General features: G+C 56.3%; 17 protein-coding genes. 15 read left to right on the plus strand and 2 right to left on the minus strand.

Features of this window, described 5'->3' with window-relative positions; all coding sequences use genetic code 11:
* The first annotated feature begins 47 nt into the window (after positions 1 to 47).
* The 7 genes from pxpB to nei all read left to right on the plus strand — a co-directional run bounded on the left by pxpB (position 48) and on the right by nei (position 5,620).
* Positions 48 to 704 carry a 5-oxoprolinase subunit PxpB gene (gene pxpB / locus F384_RS03120; protein WP_046477533.1) on the plus strand — a complete coding sequence of 219 codons (657 nt, stop codon included), beginning with the start codon at positions 48 to 50 and terminating at the stop codon, positions 702 to 704.
* Positions 698 to 1,630 carry a 5-oxoprolinase subunit PxpC gene (gene pxpC, locus F384_RS03125; RefSeq protein WP_046477535.1) on the plus strand — a complete coding sequence of 311 codons (933 nt, stop codon included), beginning with the start codon at positions 698 to 700 and terminating at the stop codon, positions 1,628 to 1,630. Before pxpB ends, pxpC begins: the two co-directional genes overlap by 7 nt.
* Positions 1,620 to 2,354, plus strand: coding sequence for a 5-oxoprolinase subunit PxpA (pxpA, locus tag F384_RS03130; protein ID WP_046477537.1), 735 nt, complete (start codon positions 1,620 to 1,622; stop codon positions 2,352 to 2,354). The genes pxpC and pxpA overlap by 11 nt, the downstream gene beginning before the upstream one ends.
* A gap of 75 nt (positions 2,355 to 2,429) precedes the next feature.
* On the plus strand, positions 2,430 to 3,158 hold the full coding sequence (locus tag F384_RS03135; RefSeq protein WP_046477539.1) for a DUF969 domain-containing protein: 729 nt from the start codon (positions 2,430 to 2,432) through the stop codon (positions 3,156 to 3,158).
* Positions 3,155 to 4,150 carry a DUF979 domain-containing protein gene (locus F384_RS03140; RefSeq protein WP_046477541.1) on the plus strand — a complete coding sequence of 332 codons (996 nt, stop codon included), beginning with the start codon at positions 3,155 to 3,157 and terminating at the stop codon, positions 4,148 to 4,150. Before F384_RS03135 ends, F384_RS03140 begins: the two co-directional genes overlap by 4 nt.
* Positions 4,151 to 4,159: 9 nt before the next feature.
* Positions 4,160 to 4,804, plus strand: coding sequence for a pyroglutamyl-peptidase I (gene pcp / locus F384_RS03145; RefSeq protein WP_046477543.1), 645 nt, complete (start codon positions 4,160 to 4,162; stop codon positions 4,802 to 4,804).
* A gap of 24 nt (positions 4,805 to 4,828) precedes the next feature.
* A complete protein-coding gene (gene nei / locus F384_RS03150) occupies positions 4,829 to 5,620 on the plus strand; it encodes an endonuclease VIII (RefSeq protein WP_046477545.1) in 792 nt (263 codons plus the stop codon).
* Here the strand turns inward: nei and F384_RS03155 are convergent.
* Positions 5,617 to 6,663 (minus strand): AbrB family transcriptional regulator, encoded by a 1,047-nt coding sequence (locus F384_RS03155; protein ID WP_046477547.1) that lies wholly within the window; start codon positions 6,661 to 6,663, stop codon positions 5,617 to 5,619. The genes nei and F384_RS03155 overlap by 4 nt on opposite strands.
* Positions 6,664 to 6,849: 186 nt before the next feature.
* The gene (locus F384_RS03160; RefSeq protein ID WP_046477548.1) at positions 6,850 to 8,133 is read right to left on the minus strand and encodes a citrate synthase; all 1,284 of its coding nucleotides are present in this window, start codon (positions 8,131 to 8,133) and stop codon (positions 6,850 to 6,852) included.
* 695 nt (positions 8,134 to 8,828) lie between these two features.
* Here F384_RS03160 and sdhC point away from each other — a divergent pair.
* The 8 genes from sdhC to sucD all read left to right on the plus strand — a co-directional run bounded on the left by sdhC (position 8,829) and on the right by sucD (position 18,701).
* On the plus strand, positions 8,829 to 9,233 hold the full coding sequence (gene sdhC, locus F384_RS03165) for a succinate dehydrogenase cytochrome b556 subunit (protein ID WP_043001371.1): 405 nt from the start codon (positions 8,829 to 8,831) through the stop codon (positions 9,231 to 9,233).
* The gene (gene sdhD, locus F384_RS03170; RefSeq protein WP_046477550.1) at positions 9,227 to 9,574 is read left to right on the plus strand and encodes a succinate dehydrogenase membrane anchor subunit; all 348 of its coding nucleotides are present in this window, start codon (positions 9,227 to 9,229) and stop codon (positions 9,572 to 9,574) included. The genes sdhC and sdhD overlap by 7 nt, the downstream gene beginning before the upstream one ends.
* Positions 9,574 to 11,340 carry a succinate dehydrogenase flavoprotein subunit gene (gene sdhA / locus F384_RS03175; protein ID WP_046477551.1) on the plus strand — a complete coding sequence of 589 codons (1,767 nt, stop codon included), beginning with the start codon at positions 9,574 to 9,576 and terminating at the stop codon, positions 11,338 to 11,340. The genes sdhD and sdhA overlap by 1 nt, the downstream gene beginning before the upstream one ends.
* 15 nt (positions 11,341 to 11,355) lie before the next feature.
* A complete protein-coding gene (gene sdhB, locus F384_RS03180; protein WP_046477553.1) occupies positions 11,356 to 12,072 on the plus strand; it encodes a succinate dehydrogenase iron-sulfur subunit SdhB in 717 nt (238 codons plus the stop codon).
* A 415-nt stretch (positions 12,073 to 12,487) separates the two neighbouring features.
* The gene (sucA, locus tag F384_RS03185; protein WP_046477554.1) at positions 12,488 to 15,289 is read left to right on the plus strand and encodes a 2-oxoglutarate dehydrogenase E1 component; all 2,802 of its coding nucleotides are present in this window, start codon (positions 12,488 to 12,490) and stop codon (positions 15,287 to 15,289) included.
* A 14-nt stretch (positions 15,290 to 15,303) separates the two neighbouring features.
* A complete protein-coding gene (gene odhB / locus F384_RS03190) occupies positions 15,304 to 16,521 on the plus strand; it encodes a 2-oxoglutarate dehydrogenase complex dihydrolipoyllysine-residue succinyltransferase (protein ID WP_046477555.1) in 1,218 nt (405 codons plus the stop codon).
* Positions 16,522 to 16,665: 144 nt separating this feature from the next.
* On the plus strand, positions 16,666 to 17,832 hold the full coding sequence (sucC, locus tag F384_RS03195; protein WP_042320639.1) for an ADP-forming succinate--CoA ligase subunit beta: 1,167 nt from the start codon (positions 16,666 to 16,668) through the stop codon (positions 17,830 to 17,832).
* Positions 17,832 to 18,701 carry a succinate--CoA ligase subunit alpha gene (gene sucD / locus F384_RS03200; RefSeq protein WP_042320638.1) on the plus strand — a complete coding sequence of 290 codons (870 nt, stop codon included), beginning with the start codon at positions 17,832 to 17,834 and terminating at the stop codon, positions 18,699 to 18,701. The genes sucC and sucD overlap by 1 nt, the downstream gene beginning before the upstream one ends.
* The last annotated feature ends 99 nt before the right edge of the window (positions 18,702 to 18,800 follow it).

Genomic DNA, 18,800 nt, shown 5'->3' on the forward strand with positions numbered 1-18,800 from the left:
GACAATAACGCCTGATGAAGCGGGTGGTAAGAACAAGAGGAACGCAAGTGCAACGAGCGCGTTGTTATCTGTTAGGTGAAACGGCGGTGGTGCTGGAGCTTGAGCCGCCGGTGACGCTGGCGAGTCAGAAACGTATCTGGCGACTGGCCCAGCGTTTGGTTGAGACGCCCAATGTCGTTGAGGCCATTCCTGGAATGAACAATATCACCGTGATCCTGCGCGACCCGCAAACGCTGGCGCTGGATGCGATTGAACGCCTGCAACGCTGGTGGGAGGAGAGTGAGGCGCTGGAGCCTGACTCGCGCTATATCGAAATTCCGGTGACCTACGGCGGCGCAGGGGGGCCCGATCTGGCAGACGTTGCCCGCCACAGCGGTATGAGCGAAAAGCAGGTGGTGGAACTGCACGCGTCGGTCGAGTACGTGGTCTGGTTTTTAGGTTTTCAGCCGGGATTCCCGTATCTCGGCAGCTTACCGGAACCGCTACACACGCCAAGGCGCGCAGAGCCGCGGCTGATCGTTCCGGCAGGTTCGGTGGGGATCGGCGGGCCGCAAACCGGCATTTATCCGCTGCCAACGCCAGGCGGCTGGCAACTGATTGGACACACCGCGCTGCCGCTGTTCGATCCGAAAAAAGAGCAACCGGTTCTCCTGCGCCCCGGCGATAGCGTGCGCTTTATCCCGCAGAAGGAGGGGGTATGCTGAATATTATTCGCGCGGGACTGTACACCTCGGTTCAGGACGGCGGTCGTCACGGTTTTCGTCAATCGGGCGTCAGCCACTGTGGCGCGCTGGATAAACCCGCGATGCAAATCGCCAATCTGTTGGTGGGCAATGAGGCCAGTGCGCCCGTGCTGGAAATTACCCTTGGGCAACTGGTGGTGGAGTTTGAAACCGACGGCTGGTTTGCCCTGACCGGGGCGGGATGTGAAGCGCGACTGGATAATCACCCCGTCTGGACGGGCTGGCGTCTGCCGGTAAAAGCGGGCCAGCGCCTGGCGCTGAAGCGTCCGCAGCACGGTATGCGCAGCTATCTTGCGCTGGCGGGCGGCATTGACGTGCCGGAAGTGATGGGGTCATGCAGTACCGATCTCAAAGTGGGCATTGGCGGGCTGGAAGGTCGTCTGCTCAAAGATGGTGACCGGTTGGCCATCGGCAAACCCCGCCGCGCGTTCAGGGAGGCGCTGGGGGTAAAACAGCTATTGTGGGGTAATCGCATTCGGGCGCTGCCGGGGCCGGAGTACCACGAATTTGACGCGGTTTCGCAGGAGTCATTCTGGCGATCGCCGTGGCATCTCAGTCCGCAGAGTAACCGGATGGGCTATCGCCTGCAGGGGCAACCGCTGACGCGAACAACGGATCGGGAACTGGTGTCGCACGGTCTGCTGCCTGGTGTGGTTCAGGTTCCGCACAACGGCCAGCCGATTGTGTTGATGAACGATGCCCAGACGACCGGCGGCTATCCGCGCATCGCCTGTATTATCGAGGCCGACATGTACCATCTGGCGCAAATCCCGCTCGGTCAACCCATTCACTTTGTTCAGTGTTCGCTGGAGGAGGCGCTAAAAGCGCGTCAGGACCAACAGCGCTATCTGGAACAACTCTCATGGCGACTTAACGATGAACATTGATTTAAATGCGGACCTCGGCGAAGGCTGCGCCAGCGATGGAGAGCTGCTGACGCTGGTCTCATCGGCCAACATTGCCTGCGGATTTCATGCCGGCGATGCGCAAACCATGCTGGCAAGCGTGCGTGAAGCGCTGAAAAATGGCGTGGCCATTGGCGCACACCCGAGCTTTCCGGACCGGGAAAACTTTGGTCGTACGGCGATGACGCTGCCTGCACAAACGGTTTATGCACAAACGCTGTATCAAATCGGCGCGCTGGCGGCAATGACCCGGGCGGAGGGCGGTGTCATGCGCCATGTGAAACCTCACGGCATGCTCTACAACCAGGCGGCGAAAGATCCGCAACTGGCGGATGCCATTGCGAAGGCGGTGCACGCCTGCGATCCGGCGCTGATTCTGGTCGGCCTGGCGGGAAGTGAACTGATCCGCGCGGGTGAGCGTTACGGTCTCGCCACGCGCCAGGAGGTGTTTGCCGATCGTGGCTATCAGGCGGATGGCAGCCTGGTGCCGCGTAGCCAGCCGGGCGCGTTGATTGAAGACGAAGAACAGTCGCTGGCGCAAACGTTGGGGATGGTTGAGCATGGACGCGTGAAAAGCCTCACCGGTGAATGGGCAAGCGTCATCGCGCAGACGGTCTGCATTCATGGCGATGGCGAACACGCGCTGGCCTTCGCCCGACGTTTACGCTCGGCGTTTGAAGCTCGCGGGATTAAGATTGTCGCATAAAAACTGACGCAGCCCCCGCAGAGGGGCTGTGCATATAAAAACACCACAACAAAACACAACATACAGGAATGGATTATGGGAGATGCAATAACTCTCTGGCCACTGATGGGCATAGCCGTCATTGTGGTCGGATTTCTTTTACGTTTTAACCCGGTGCTGGTGGTCATTGTCGCCGGGATCGTCACGGGACTGGCGGCGCAAATGCCGTTCGCCACGATCCTCGAAAAACTGGGTGAAGGTTTTCTCAACACCCGCAACCTGCCGTTTATCCTGCTGATCCCGCTGGCGGTGATCGGCCTGCTCGAGCGTCACGGTCTGAAAGAACGCGCCCAGGCGTGGATTGCCAAAATTCAAAGCGCCACGTCAGGCCGCCTGCTGATTGTTTATCTGTTTATTCGTGAAGCTACCGCCGCGCTGGGGCTGACCAGCCTGGGTGGACATCCGCAAATGGTGCGCCCACTGTTAGCGCCAATGGCGGAAGGGGCGGCGGAGAAAACGTATGGGACATTGCCCGGCGCGGTGCGCTACCGCCTGCGGGCGATGTCGGCGGCGACGGATAACGTGGGGCTCTTTTTTGGCGAGGATATCTTCGTGGCGTTCGGCGCGATTATCTTCATGCACAACTTTATGCTGGAGTCCGGCGGCATTCAGACCGAGCCGCTGCACATAGCCCTGTGGGGGATCCCGACGGCCCTGTGCGCCTTCGTGATCCACGGCACGCGACTGTGGCGGTTGGATAACTATCTGCAACGCGAGATGGCGAAAGCCGGTTCTGTCGACACCCGCAAAGGAGAGGCGCAATGAATTTTCAACAAAGCTACCTCTACTGGTTGGCGGGGATCGTTCTGCTGATTGTCGCCATCATGTCCTGGCAGGACAAAGCCAACCCACGTCGGCTGACGACCGGGTTATTCTGGGGCGTTTACGGACTGCTGTTCCTGCTGGGCGACTGGACGTATCAACTGGTGGGCGACAAACGTACGGTCAACATTGCCGTGGGCGTCGCGGTGGTGCTCATGGCGCTGATCGCCGGTTTTGGCGGCGTGAAGCTGGGGAGTTATCATCAGCGCACCCGCGAGCAGCGTGAAGAGAGCGCCACGCGTCTTGGGAACCGCCTGTTTTATCCGGCGCTGGCCATTCCGGTGGTCACCGTGATTGGCGTGCTGATGTTCAACCATATTCCGGGATTGCAGGACGCCCTGTTTGGACCGGGCAATCACGCCACGCTGGTGACGCTGTTCTCAATGACCGCAGGCTCGCTGATTGGTCTGGGTATGGCGATTAAAATGACCCATGAGAAGGTGCATCAGCCAGTTCAGGAGGCACGTCGCCTGCTGGATTCCATCGGTTGGGCATTTATTCTGCCGCAGATCCTCGCGACGTTAGGGCTGCTGTTTACGGCGGCAGGCGTCGGCAGCGGAATTTCGTATCTTACGCAAGAGTATCTGGCCGTCGACAGCCGCTTTATCGCGGTGGCGGTGTATACCATTGGGATGGCTCTGCTGACGATGGTGATGGGCAATGCGTTTGCCGCCTTCCCGATTGTCACGGCGGGGATTGGCATTCCGATTCTGGTGCTCCAGCACGGCGGGAATCCGGCGGTGATGGCGGCCATCGGGATGTTCTCCGGCTATTGCGGCACGCTGATGACGCCGATGGCGGCGAACTTTAACATTGTGCCTGCCGCGCTGCTGGAACTGCCGGATAAAAATGCGGTCATTAAAGCGCAGGTGCCGACCGGCGTACTGTTACTGCTCGTTAACGTGTTCCTGATGTATTTCCTGATGTTCCTGTAAGGAGGACGGATGAAAACGGTATTAATCACCGGGTTTGAGCCCTTCGGCGGCGAGCGGGTTAACCCTTCCTGGGAAGTGGTCTCGCAGCTCGACAATGCTGTCATCGCCGGGTGTCGCGTAGTGGCGCGCCAGTTGCCGTGTGTGTTTGGCGAGTCGCTCAGTGTGCTGAATTCCGCCATTGATACGCTCTCGCCGTCGCTGGTGCTGGCGATCGGTCAGGCGGGCGGACGGTCGGATATCACCGTTGAGCGCGTGGCTATCAACGTTGACGACGCCCGTATCCCGGATAACAAAGGCCAACAGCCAGTGGATGAACCGATTGTTGTCGGCGGGCCAGCGGCCTGGTTTAGCACGCTGCCGATCAAAGCGATGGTGGCCGCGATGCGTGAAGCGGGCGTGCCAGCGTCGGTATCACAGACGGCGGGGACGTTTGTCTGCAACCATGTGATGTACGGATTGCTGCATAAACTGAGCGGCATTGCGGAGGTGAAAGGGGGATTCATCCATATTCCTTATTTGCCGCAGCAGGCGGCGGCGCATCCGGGGGCGCCCAGTATGGCGGCGGAAACGGTGCGTCTGGCGCTGGAAGTGGCGATCGCCACCGCATTACAGGTCGATGATGACATCGCCGTGACGGGTGGCGCCACGCACTAATTCTCTTCAGATAAGGACTGAACCATGCCTGAAGGCCCGGAGATCCGCCGCGCGGCGGATAACCTGGAGGCGGCGATCAAAGGCAAACCCCTGACGGATGTCTGGTTTGCCTTCGCGCAGTTAAAACCGTATCAATCTCTGCTGGTGGGGCAGACCGTCACGGCGATGGAGACGCGCGGCAAAGCGCTGCTGACCCATTTTTCCGCTGGTTTGACGCTCTATAGCCATAACCAGCTGTATGGCGTCTGGCGCGTGGTGGACAGTGGTGAAATGCCGCAAACCACCCGCGTTCTGCGCGTTAAACTGCAAACGGCGGATAAAACCATTCTGCTCTACAGCGCGTCTGACATCGAGATGCTGACGCCAGCGCAACTGACTACCCATCCCTTTCTGCAACGGGTCGGGCCGGACGTGCTGGACCCGCGCCTGACGCCCGAAACGGTGAAAACCCGGTTACTCTCACCGCGTTTTCGCAACCGTCAGTTTTCCGGTCTGCTGCTGGATCAGGCCTTTCTTGCCGGGCTGGGGAACTATCTGCGAGTGGAGATCCTCTGGCAGGTGGGATTAACCGGCCAGCACAAAGCGAAGGATCTTAGCGATCAGCAGCTTGAGGCGTTAGCGCATGCGTTGTTGGATATTCCGCGCCTGTCGTACACCACGCGCGGACAGGCGGATGACAACACCCATCATGGCGCGCTGTTTCGTTTCAAGGTGTTCCACCGCGACGGTGAACCCTGCGAGCGCTGCGGCGGGATCATCGCAAAAACCACGCTTTCTTCCCGTCCGTTCTATTGGTGTCCGCATTGCCAGCATTAATGGGCCTGTCGTGGCGCATGGGCAGAAATAAACCGCGCCACCGCGGGACCGGTCAGCAAAATGCTAAACAGTCGCAGGGTTTGCATCGCCATGATCAGCGACATATCGGCGTGACTGCCGGCGGCAATCACCGCAACCGTATCCAGCCCGCCAGGGCTGGTGGCGAGATAGGCGGTTAAAAAATCAATCTGCATATAGTGGGCGAGTCCCCAGGCCATCGCCGCACAAATCGCCAGTAAGGCGAAGATGGAGACCAGGATCTGCGGCAACGGTCGCAGCGCCATAAAAAACACCTGCTTGTCGAACCCCAGACCAATCTGCCAGCCAATGATCATATAGGCTATCGCCAGCAGCCATTCCGGCAGTTCAATCACCATCACGCCGCTTGCGTGCAGCACTGCGCCAATCAGCATCGGCACCAGCATCGTACCGGAGGGAATGCGCAGCACCCGTCCGATGACGCTTGCCACCGCCGCTAACAGCAGTGTCGTGAACAAATTACCGCTCAGCGGCGGGAACCACGCAATCTGTTGGCTGACGGACTCTGCGCTTTCGCCCATGATAAACCGCGTCACCAGCACTGCCGCTCCGGCGACGAACAGGACCCGCAGATACTGCATAAAGGCGACCAGACGGATGTCCGCGCCGTAATCCTGAGCCATTGCAACCATCGCCGCCGCGCCGCCGGGCGATGAGCCCCACGCGCCGGTGTTACCCGGTAGCGAACTGTAACGAACCAGTAGCCAGCCGACGACCGTACTGGAAAACAGCGTCACCAGTAGAACCGCCAGCACGACCGCCCAGTTCGCCGCCAGAGTGGTCAACAAGGACGCGGAAAGATTTTGCGCAATCATGCAGCCGAGAATGGCCTGAGCACCGAGGAACGTGCAGCGGGGAAGTTGCAGGGAGATACCGCGCAGGCTGAACAGTATGCCGGTAATCATCGGGCCGAGCAGTAACGCCGCCGGAAGATGAATGCTGAGAAAGAGCAGGGACAAAAGAAGCGACAGCAAAAACAACAAGCCCCACTGCAGAACTGGCATCCTGTGCTCCCGGAGAAAATGAACAAACTATCCGTAAATCATAGAGAAGGGCAGAGAGGATTAATATAACGAGGGTCAAGAAAAGGTAGGGAAGTTGCCGGATGGCGCTAACACGTATCCGGCCTACGAATTGACAACAGTAGGCCGGATAAGACGCGGTAGCGTCACCATCCGGCAGTCTGACGATTAATGCTTAAGGTCAGATTTAAAGTCGCGCTTGTCGTAGCCGGTATACAGCTGACGAGGACGTGCGATCTTCATGCCATCGGTATGCATTTCGCTCCAGTGCGCAATCCAGCCAACGGTACGCGCCATTGCGAAGATCACCGTGAACATGGAAGACGGGATCCCCATCGCTTTCAGGATGATACCGGAGTAGAAGTCGACGTTCGGGTAGAGTTTCTTCTCGATGAAGTACGGGTCGTTCAGCGCGATGTGTTCCAGCTCCATCGCCACTTCCAGCAGGTCATCTTTGGTACCCAGCTCTTTCAGGACTTCATGGCAGGTCTCACGCATCACGGTCGCACGCGGATCGTAGTTTTTGTAAACACGGTGACCGAAGCCCATCAGGCGGAAAGAGTCATTCTTATCTTTCGCACGACGAACAAATTCCGGAATGTGTTTAACCGAGCTGATTTCTTCAAGCATTTTCAGTGCGGCTTCGTTCGCACCGCCGTGTGCCGGTCCCCACAGGGAAGCAATACCGGCCGCGATACAGGCAAACGGGTTCGCGCCAGACGAACCGGCAGTACGTACGGTCGAGGTGGATGCGTTCTGTTCGTGGTCGGCGTGCAGGATCAGGATACGGTCCATCGCGCGTTCCAGTACCGGGTTCACTTCATACGTTTCGCACGGTGTGGAGAACATCATGTTCAGGAAGTTACCGGCGTAGGAGAGGTCATTACGCGGATAAACAAACGGCTGACCGATAGAATATTTGTAACACATCGCCGCCATCGTCGGCATTTTGGACAGCAGACGGAATGCCGCGATTTCGCGGTGGCGCGGATTGTTAACATCCAGAGAGTCGTGATAGAACGCGGCGAGCGCGCCGGTGATCCCACACATTACCGCCATCGGATGTGAATCGCGGCGGAAGGCGTGGAACAAACGGGTGATTTGCTCATGGATCATCGTATGACGGGTCACGGTGGTTCTGAACGCGTCGTATTCTTCCTGCGTCGGTTTCTCACCGTTCAGCAGGATGTAGCATACTTCCAGATAGTTAGACTCGGTGGCTAACTGATCGATCGGGAAGCCGCGATGCAACAAAATCCCTTCATCGCCATCGATGAATGTAATTTTGGATTCGCAGGATGCAGTAGAGGTGAAACCAGGGTCAAAAGTGAACATCCCCTTTGAACCCAGGCTACGAATATCAATAACATCTTGACCTAGCGTGCCCTTCAGCACATCCAGTTCAATAGCAGCATCACCATTGAGAATGATTTTTGCTTTTGTGTCAGCCATTTACGGTCTCCTTAGCGCCTTATTGCTTAAGACTACTCAGGTGAGATTTGCCATCGATACATCAATCAACCGTTACCAGTTTGTTATTCGGCTCGCCGCTCTGGATAGAGGAGAAAACCAGGGTACAGAGCAATGGGCGCTTGCAGGTAAATCAGTTAACTCATGGTGAATTAGCAACAAATCAACAACTTAGCAATCCGAATTATTCAACCTGTCTATCACTATTAACTGTACTGAAGGGATCGGTCAATATCTTCCTACTGTTGCATAACTTATTTGCAGGTTAAAGAGTGACCCCATAACTTTTACGCATTATATGCCTTTTCTGGTGTTGTTTGTAACAACTTTGTTTAATGATTGTCAAATCAGATGATTAAAAATTAAATAAATGTTGTTATCGTGACCTGTGTCACTGTTCGGGATAAAACCCGACAAACTATATGTAGGTTAATTGTAATGATTTTGTGAACGTCCTATACTGCCGCCAGGTCTCCGGAAACCCCTGCAATCCCGAGCCACCCAGCGTTGTAACGTGTCGTTTTAGCAACTGGAAGCAGTGTTTTACATGACGCGCAGTTATAGAAAGGACGCTGTCTGACCCGCACGCAGACCGGAGGAAGGAAATCCCGTCGTCTTTCAGGCTACAGGAGATTCACTCTCTGTACCCGAAGTCCAAAGGGAATAATAAGAACAGCATGTGGGCGTTATTCATGATAAGAAATGTGAAAAAACAAAGACCTGTCAATCTGGATCTACAAACGATCCGGTTCCCAATCACGGCGATAGCGTCCATTCTCCATCGCGTTTCCGGAGTGATCACCTTTGTGGCGGTCGGGATCCTGTTGTGGTTACTGGGCACCAGCCTCTCTTCCCCTGAAGGATTCCAACAGGCATCCGCCATCATGGGTAGCTTTTTTGTTAAATTTATTATGTGGGGCATCCTCACCGCGCTGGCGTATCACGTCGTGGTCGGTGTTCGTCACATGATGATGGATTTTGGTTATCTGGAAGAAACATTCGAAGCGGGTAAACGCTCTGCCAAAATCTCTTTTGTTATCACTGTCGTGCTTTCACTTCTCGCAGGAGTCCTCGTATGGTAAGCAATGCCTCCGCACTAGGACGCAATGGCGTACATGACTTCATCCTGGTCCGTGCTACCGCTATCGTTCTGACGTTATACATCATCTATATGGTGGGTTTTTTCGCCACAAGCGGCTCACTCACCTGGGAAGTCTGGACCGGTTTCTTCTCATCGGCTTTCACCAAAGTTTTCACCCTGCTGGCACTTTTCTCCATCTTGATTCATGCCTGGATCGGCATGTGGCAGGTGTTGACCGACTACGTTAAACCACTGGCAATTCGTTTGCCGCTGCAACTGGCTATCGTCGTTGCACTGGTGGTTTACGTGATTTATGGATTCGTTGTGGTGTGGGGTGTGTAATGAAACTGCCAGTCAGAGAATTTGATGCTGTAGTCATTGGTGCAGGCGGCGCAGGTATGCGCGCAGCGCTGCAAATTTCCCAAAGCGGCCAGACCTGTGCGCTGCTGTCCAAAGTGTTCCCGACCCGTTCCCATACCGTTTCTGCGCAGGGTGGCATCACCGTCGCGCTCGGTAATACCCATGAAGATAACTGGGAATGGCACATGTACGACACCGTTAAAGGGTCGGACTACATCGGTGACCAGGACGCGATCGAATATATGTGTAAAACCGGTCCGGAAGCGATTCTGGAACTGGAACACATGGGACTGCCGTTCTCCCGTCTTGACGATGGCAAAATTTACCAGCGTCCGTTTGGCGGCCAGTCGAAAAACTTCGGCGGCGAGCAGGCGGCACGTACCGCGGCGGCGGCTGACCGTACGGGTCATGCGCTGTTGCACACGTTATATCAGCAGAACCTGAAAAACCACACCACCATTTTCTCCGAGTGGTATGCGCTGGATCTGGTGAAAAACGCCGACGGCGCGGTGGTCGGTTGTACCGCACTGTGCATCGAGACCGGTGAAGTGGTCTACTTCAAAGCCCGCGCGACGGTGCTGGCAACCGGCGGCGCAGGTCGTATCTATCAGTCCACGACCAACGCCCACATCAACACCGGTGACGGCGTGGGGATGGCTATCCGTGCCGGTGTCCCGGTTCAGGATATGGAAATGTGGCAGTTCCACCCAACCGGTATTGCCGGTGCGGGCGTGCTGGTGACAGAAGGCTGTCGCGGTGAGGGCGGTTATCTGCTGAATAAACACGGCGAGCGCTTTATGGAGCGTTATGCCCCGAATGCGAAAGACCTCGCGGGTCGTGACGTGGTGGCGCGTTCCATCATGATCGAAATCCGCGAAGGTCGCGGCTGCGACGGCCCGTGGGGCCCGCACGCTAAACTGAAACTCGACCATCTGGGTAAAGACGTTCTCGAATCCCGTCTGCCGGGCATCCTGGAACTGTCCCGTACCTTTGCGCACGTTGACCCGGTGAAAGAGCCGATTCCGGTTATCCCAACCTGTCACTACATGATGGGCGGTATTCCGACCAAAGTGACCGGCCAGGCGCTGACGGTGAACGAGCAGGGCGAAGACGTGGTGATCCCGGGGCTGTTCGCGGTGGGTGAAATCGCCTGCGTATCGGTACACGGCGCTAACCGTCTGGGCGGTAACTCGCTGCTGGATCTGGTGGTGTTCGGTCGTGCGGCAGGTCTGCATCTGCAGGAATCTATTACCGAGCAGGGCGAACTGCGCGATGCGACAGAAGATGAAATCGAGGCTTCCCTGGCGCGTCTGAACCGCTGGAACAATAACCGTGATGGTGAAGATCCGGTGGCGATTCGCAAAGCGCTGCAAGAATGTATGCAGCATAACTTCTCGGTCTTCCGTGAAGGCGATGCGATGGCGAAAGGGCTGGAAGAGTTGAAAGCTATCCGCGAGCGTTTGAAAAATGCCCGTCTGGACGACACCTCCAGTGAATTTAACACTCAGCGCGTAGAGTGTCTGGAGCTGGATAACCTGATGGAAACTGCCTATGCCACCGCAGTGTCCGCCAACTTCCGTACCGAAAGCCGTGGCGCGCATAGCCGCTTCGACTTCCCGGAACGTGATGATGCAAACTGGCTGTGCCATTCCCTGTATCTGCCAGAGACGGAATCCATGACCCGACGTGAAGTCAACATGGAACCGAAACTGCGCCCGGCATTCCCGCCGAAGATTCGTACTTACTAATGCGGAGACAGGACAATGAAACTCGAGTTTTCAATTTATCGCTATAACCCGGATGTTGATGACGCTCCGCGCATGCAGGATTACACCCTGGAAGGCGAAGAAGGGCGCGACATGATGCTGCTGGACGCACTGATGCAGCTCAAAGAGAAAGACCCCAGCCTCTCTTTTCGCCGCTCCTGCCGTGAAGGCGTGTGCGGTTCAGACGGCGTGAACATGAACGGCAAGAACGGTCTGGCCTGCATCACGCCGGTGTCTGCACTGGTTCAGCCGGGTAAGAAAATTGTTATCCGTCCGCTGCCCGGATTGCCGGTGGTTCGCGATTTGGTAGTAGACATGGGGCAATTCTATGCACAATATGAGAAGATTAAGCCTTACTTATTGAATAATGGGCAAAATCCGCCAGCTCGCGAGCATTTACAAATGCCAGAGCAGCGTGAAAAACTCGATGGGCTGTATGAATGCATTCTGTGCGCATGTTGCTCAACGTCTTGCCCATCTTTCTGGTGGAATCCGGATAAGTTTATCGGTCCGGCAGGTCTGTTAGCGGCCTATCGCTTCCTGATCGACAGCCGCGATACCGAAACCGACAGCCGTCTGGAAGGGCTAAGTGATGCATTCAGCGTATTCCGCTGTCACAGCATCATGAACTGCGTCAGTGTATGTCCTAAGGGACTGAACCCGACGCGCGCCATCGGCCATATTAAGTCGATGCTGTTGCAACGCAGTGCGTAAGTAGACATTGCCCGCGGTGGCAATCCTGTAGGCCGGATAAGACGTTTACGTCGCCATCCGGCACATTTTGCCTGATGGCGCTTCGCTTATCAGGCCTACGGGGTCGCCATCCGGCAAATGAGTGCAGGAAACCTCTAAAAACTGCCAGATTGATAGCAATAATCGAGATGTTCAGCGCGAGACAAGGCGCGAACGGAACGAATCACCGGGAGCATAGTTCACTATGTGACCGGCGTGAGAGACGGTTGCAACGCAGTCGCAGCCTGAACAGCGACGATTATTAGACAGTTTTTAAAGGTTCCTTAGCGGACGCAGATGACACGACAGTCCGTAACAAGTGAACCCCGGCACGCATACGGCGTATGCGTGGTAGTATCCACGGCGAAGTAAGCATATAAATGCTTAAGGGATCACGATGCAGAACAGCGCTTTGAAAGCCTGGTTGGACTCTTCTTACCTCTCTGGCGCAAACCAGAGCTGGATAGAACAGCTCTATGAAGACTTCTTAACCGATCCTGACTCGGTAGACGCTAACTGGCGTTCGACGTTCCAGCAGTTACCTGGCACCGGAGTCAAACCGGATCAATTCCATTCAAAAACACGTGAATATTTCCGTCGTCTGGCGAAGGATGCCTCACGTTACACTTCTTCGATTTCCGACCCTGACACCAATGTGAAGCAGGTAAAAGTCCTGCAGCTCATCAACGCTTATCGCTTCCGTGGTCACCAGCATGCGAATCTCGATCCGCTGGGACTGTGGCAGCAAGACACTGTGGCAGATCTGGATCCCTCCTTCCACGATCTGACTGAGGCCGATTTCCAGGAAAGCTTTAACGTAGGTTCTTTTGCCGGCGGCAAAGAGACGATGAAGCTGGGTGAGCTGATTTCCGCGCTCAAACAAACGTACTGCGGCCCGATCGGCGCTGAGTACATGCACATCACCAGCACCGAAGAGAAACGCTGGCTGCAACAGCGGATCGAATCCGGTCGCGCCGCATTCAGCGGTGAAGAGAAAAAACGCTTCCTGAGCGAACTGACCGCAGCAGAAGGTCTGGAACGTTACCTGGGCGCGAAATTCCCGGGCGCGAAACGCTTCTCGCTGGAAGGCGGCGATGCGTTAATCCCAATGCTCAAAGAGATGATCCGCCATGCAGGCAACAGCGGCACCCGTGAAGTAGTGCTGGGTATGGCGCACCGTGGTCGTCTGAACGTACTGGTCAACGTGCTGGGTAAAAAACCGCAGGACCTGTTCGACGAATTTGCGGGCAAACATAAAGAACACCTCGGCACCGGCGACGTGAAGTACCACATGGGCTTCTCGTCAGATATCGAAACCGAAGGCGGTCTGGTTCACCTGGCGTTGGCGTTTAACCCGTCGCACCTGGAAATCGTCAGCCCGGTGGTGATTGGTTCCGTGCGTGCGCGTCTGGACCGACTGGACGAGCCAAGCAGCAATAAAGTCCTGCCGATCACCATTCACGGTGACGCGGCGGTCACCGGGCAGGGCGTGGTTCAGGAAACGCTGAACATGTCGAAAGCGCGGGGTTACGAAGTGGGCGGTACCGTTCGCATCGTTATCAACAACCAGGTGGGCTTCACTACCTCTAACCCGCTGGATGCCCGTTCCACCCCGTACTGCACCGACATCGGTAAAATGGTACAGGCGCCAATCTTCCACGTGAACGCGGACGATCCGGAAGCGGTCGCATTCGTGACGCGTCTGGCGCTGGACTTCCGTAACACCTTCAAACGCGATGTCTTCATCGATCTGGTGTGCTACCGCCGTCACGGCCACAACGAAGCCGACGAGCCGAGCGCAACCCAGCCGCTGATGTATCAGAAAATCAAAAAGCATCCGACCCCGCGCAAAATCTACGCTGACAAGCTGGAAGCGGATAAGGTCGCGACGCTGGAAGATGCCACTGAAATGGTTAACCTGTATCGCGATGCGCTGGACGCGGGCGAATGCGTGGTGAAAGAGTGGCGTCCGATGAACATGCACTCCTTTACCTGGTCGCCGTACCTCAACCACGAGTGGGACGAAAACTACCCGAGTCAGGTTGAGATGAAGCGTTTGCAGGAACTGGCGAAGCGTATCAGTACGGTGCCGGAAGCGGTTGAGATGCAGTCACGCGTCGCGAAGATTTACGGCGATCGTCAGGCGATGGCTGCCGGTGAGAAGCTGTTCGACTGGGGCGGCGCCGAGAATCTGGCCTATGCCACGCTGGTGGACGAAGGTATTCCGGTTCGTCTGTCCGGTGAGGACTCAGGTCGCGGCACCTTCTTCCACCGTCACGCGGTCATTCACAACCAGGCGAACGGTTCAACCTATACTCCGTTGCAGCATGTGCATAACGGACAGGGTTCCTTCCGCGTCTGGGACTCCGTGCTGTCTGAAGAAGCAGTACTGGCCTTCGAATACGGCTACGCCACAGCGGAACCGCGTACCCTGACTATCTGGGAAGCGCAGTTCGGTGACTTCGCCAACGGCGCCCAGGTGGTTATCGACCAGTTCATCTCTTCCGGCGAGCAGAAATGGGGTCGGATGTGTGGTCTGGTGATGCTGTTGCCGCACGGTTACGAAGGGCAGGGGCCGGAGCACTCCTCCGCGCGTCTGGAACGTTATCTGCAACTTTGCGCCGAGCAAAACATGCAGGTGTGCGTACCGTCTACCCCGGCACAGGTGTATCACATGCTGCGTCGTCAGGCGTTGCGCGGGATGCGTCGTCCGCTGGTGGTCATGTCGCCGAAATCGCTGCTGCGCCATCCGCTGGCCGTCTCCAGCCTGGATGAACTGGCTAATGGCACCTTCCTGCCAGCCATCGGCGAAGTCGATGACCTCGATCCGAAAGGCGTGAAGCGTGTGGTGATGTGTTCTGGTAAGGTTTATTACGACCTGCTGGAACAGCGTCGCAAGAACAACCAGAAAGATGTCGCCATTGTGCGTATCGAACAACTCTATCCTTTCCCGCATCAGGCGATGCAGGAAGTATTAAAACAGTACGCTCACGTACATGATTTTGTCTGGTGCCAGGAAGAGCCGCTCAACCAGGGCGCATGGTACTGCAGCCAGCATCATTTCCGTGAAGTGATTCCATTTGGGTCCGCTCTGCGTTATGCAGGTCGCCCGGCCTCCGCCTCTCCGGCGGTAGGGTATATGTCCGTTCACCAGAAACAGCAACAAGATCTGGTTAATGACGCGCTGAACGTCGATTAATTAAAGGATAAATAATGAGTAGCGTAGATATTCTTGTTCCCGACCTGCCTGAGTCCGTAGCGGACGCGACTGTTGCCACCTGGCACAAAAAACCGGGTGATGCGGTAGTTCGTGACGAAGTGCTGGTAGAAATCGAAACTGACAAAGTGGTACTGGAAGTACCGGCATCAGCGGACGGCATTCTGGATGCGGTTCTGGAAGATGAAGGCACGACCGTGACCTCGCGCCAGATCCTCGGTCGCCTGCGTGAAGGCAACAGCGCCGGTAAAGAAACCAGCGCGAAGTCTGAAGAAAAAGCGTCCACCCCGGCGCAGCGTCAGCAGGCTTCTCTGGAAGAACAAAACAACGATGCGCTGAGCCCGGCGATCCGTCGCCTGCTGGCTGAGCACAGCCTCGACGCCAGTGCTATCAAAGGCACCGGTGTGGGTGGTCGTATCACCCGCGAAGATGTGGATAAGCATCTGGCGAAAGCGCCTGCGAAAGCCGAAGACAAAGCAGCGCCAGCGCCAGCGGCACAGCCTGCTCTGGGTGCACGCAGCGAAAAACGTGTACCGATGACCCGCCTGCGCAAACGCGTTGCCGAGCGTCTGCTGGAAGCGAAAAACTCCACCGCCATGCTGACGACCTTCAACGAAGTCAACATGAAGCCGATTATGGATCTGCGTAAGCAGTACGGTGAAGCGTTTGAAAAACGTCACGGCATCCGTCTGGGCTTCATGTCCTTCTACGTGAAGGCCGTGGTGGAAGCGCTGAAACGTTATCCGGAAGTGAACGCCTCTATCGACGGCGACGACGTGGTGTATCACAACTACTTCGACGTGAGCATGGCGGTTTCTACGCCGCGCGGCCTGGTGACCCCGGTTCTGCGTGACGTTGATACGCTGGGTATGGCTGACATCGAGAAAAACATCAAGACGCTGGCAATCAAAGGTCGTGACGGCAAGCTGACGGTGGAAGATCTGACGGGCGGTAACTTCACCATCACCAACGGTGGCGTGTTCGGTTCCCTGATGTCCACGCCGATCATCAACCCGCCGCAGAGCGCGATCCTCGGTATGCACGCGATCAAAGATCGTCCGATGGCGGTAGATGGCAAGGTGGAAATCCTGCCGATGATGTACCTGGCGCTGTCCTACGATCACCGCCTGATCGATGGTCGCGAATCCGTGGGCTTCCTGGTGGCGATTAAAGAACTGCTGGAAGATCCGACACGTCTGCTGCTGGACGTGTAGTAAACAAGAGTATCACCTGCCCGTAGGCCGGATAAGGCGTTTACGCCGCCATCCGGCATTGATGAGATGCCTGATGGCGACGCTACCGCGTCTTATCAGGCCTACGGTTTAAGATAACGATTACCTGAAGGATGGACAGAACACATGAACTTACATGAATACCAGGCAAAACAACTTTTTGCCCGCTATGGCTTACCGGCGCCGGTGGGTTATGCCTGTACTACTCCGCGTGAAGCTGAAGAAGCGGCATCGAAAATCGGTGCAGGTCCGTGGGTAGTAAAATGTCAGGTTCACGCGGGCGGCCGCGGTAAAGCGGGCGGTGTGAAAGTGGTCAAAAGCAAAGAAGAGATTCGCGCTTTTGCTGAACACTGGCTGGGCAAACGTCTGGTGACCTATCAAACAGACGCCAACGGTCAACCGGTAAACCAGATTCTGGTTGAAGCAGCGACCGATATCGATAAAGAGCTGTATCTGGGCGCGGTGGTTGACCGTAGCTCTCGTCGCGTGGTCTTCATGGCCTCCACCGAAGGCGGCGTAGAAATTGAAAAAGTCGCGGAAGAAACCCCGCACCTGATCCACAAAGTTGCGCTTGATCCGCTGACCGGCCCAATGCCGTATCAGGGACGTGAGCTGGCGTTCAAACTGGGTCTGGAAGGCAAACTGGTTCAGCAATTCACTAAAATCTTTATGGGGCTGGCGACGATTTTCCTGGAGCGCGACCTGGCGCTGATCGAAATCAACCCGCTGGTCATCACCAAACAGGGCGACCTGATCTGCCTCGACGGCAAACTGGGCGCTGACGGCAACGCGCTGTTCCGCCAGCCGGATCTGCGTGAAATGCGCGACCAGTCTCAGGAAGACCCGCGTGAAGCGCAGGCTGCACAGTGGGAACTGAACTACGTCGCGCTGGATGGCAACATCGGCTGCATGGTTAACGGCGCAGGTCTGGCGATGGGCACCATGGACATCGTGAAACTGCACGGCGGCGAACCGGCTAACTTCCTTGACGTTGGCGGCGGCGCAACCAAAGAGCGCGTGACCGAAGCGTTCAAAATTATCCTCTCTGACGACAACGTTAAAGCGGTTCTGGTTAACATCTTCGGCGGTATTGTGCGCTGCGACTTGATCGCTGACGGCATTATCGGCGCGGTAGCGGAAGTGGGTGTTAACGTACCGGTTGTGGTTCGTCTGGAAGGCAACAACGCCGAACTCGGCGCGAAGAAACTGGCTGACAGCGGCCTGAATATTATTGCAGCGAAAAGTCTGACGGATGCAGCTCAGCAGGTTGTTGCCGCAGTGGAGGGGAAATAATGTCTGTTTTAATCGATAAAAACACCAAGGTTATCTGTCAGGGCTTTACCGGTAGCCAGGGGACGTTCCACTCCGAACAGGCGATTGCTTACGGTACGCAGATGGTTGGCGGCGTAACCCCAGGTAAAGGCGGCACCACGCATCTGGGTCTGCCGGTGTTCAACACCGTGCGTGAAGCGGTTGAAGCAACGGGCGCGACCGCAACGGTTATCTACGTTCCGGCACCGTTCTGCAAAGACTCCATTCTGGAAGCGATCGACGCAGGTATCAAACTCATCATCACGATCACCGAAGGTATTCCGACGCTGGATATGCTGACCGTGAAGGTGAAACTGGATGAAGCCGGCGTACGCATGATCGGTCCAAACTGCCCGGGTGTTATCACCCCAGGCGAATGCAAAATCGGCATCATGCCGGGTCACATCCATAAGCCGGGTAAAGTGGGTATCGTCTCTCGCTCCGGTACGCTGACCTATGAAGCGGTTAAGCAGACCACCGACTACGGTTTCGGCCAGTCCACCTGTGTGGGCATCGGCGGCGACCCGATCCCGGGCTCTAACTTTATCGACATTCTGAAACTGTTCCAGGAAGATCCGCAGACCGAAGCGATCGTGATGATCGGCGAGATCGGCGGTAGCGCTGAAGAAGAAGCGGCTGCGTACATCAAAGATCACGTCACCAAGCCGGTTGTTGGCTACATCGCCGGTGTGACCGCGCCGAAAGGCAAGCGCATGGGTCACGCAGGGGCCATCATCGCAGGCGGGAAAGGCACGGCGGATGAGAAATTCGCTGCGCTGGAAGCTGCCGGCGTGAAAACCGTTCGCAGTCTCGCCGATATCGGCGAAGCGCTGAAAGCCGTGATTAAGTAAGACTCAAATAAGCAATAAAACAGTCTACTCCCCTTCATTTACCCGTGATGAAGGGGCAAAGACTGGTCCATTTTCGACATGGTTGGCCATCTGATGATG

The sequence above is a fragment of the Citrobacter amalonaticus Y19 genome (assembly GCF_000981805.1).
Classification (GTDB): domain Bacteria; phylum Pseudomonadota; class Gammaproteobacteria; order Enterobacterales; family Enterobacteriaceae; genus Citrobacter_A; species Citrobacter_A amalonaticus_C.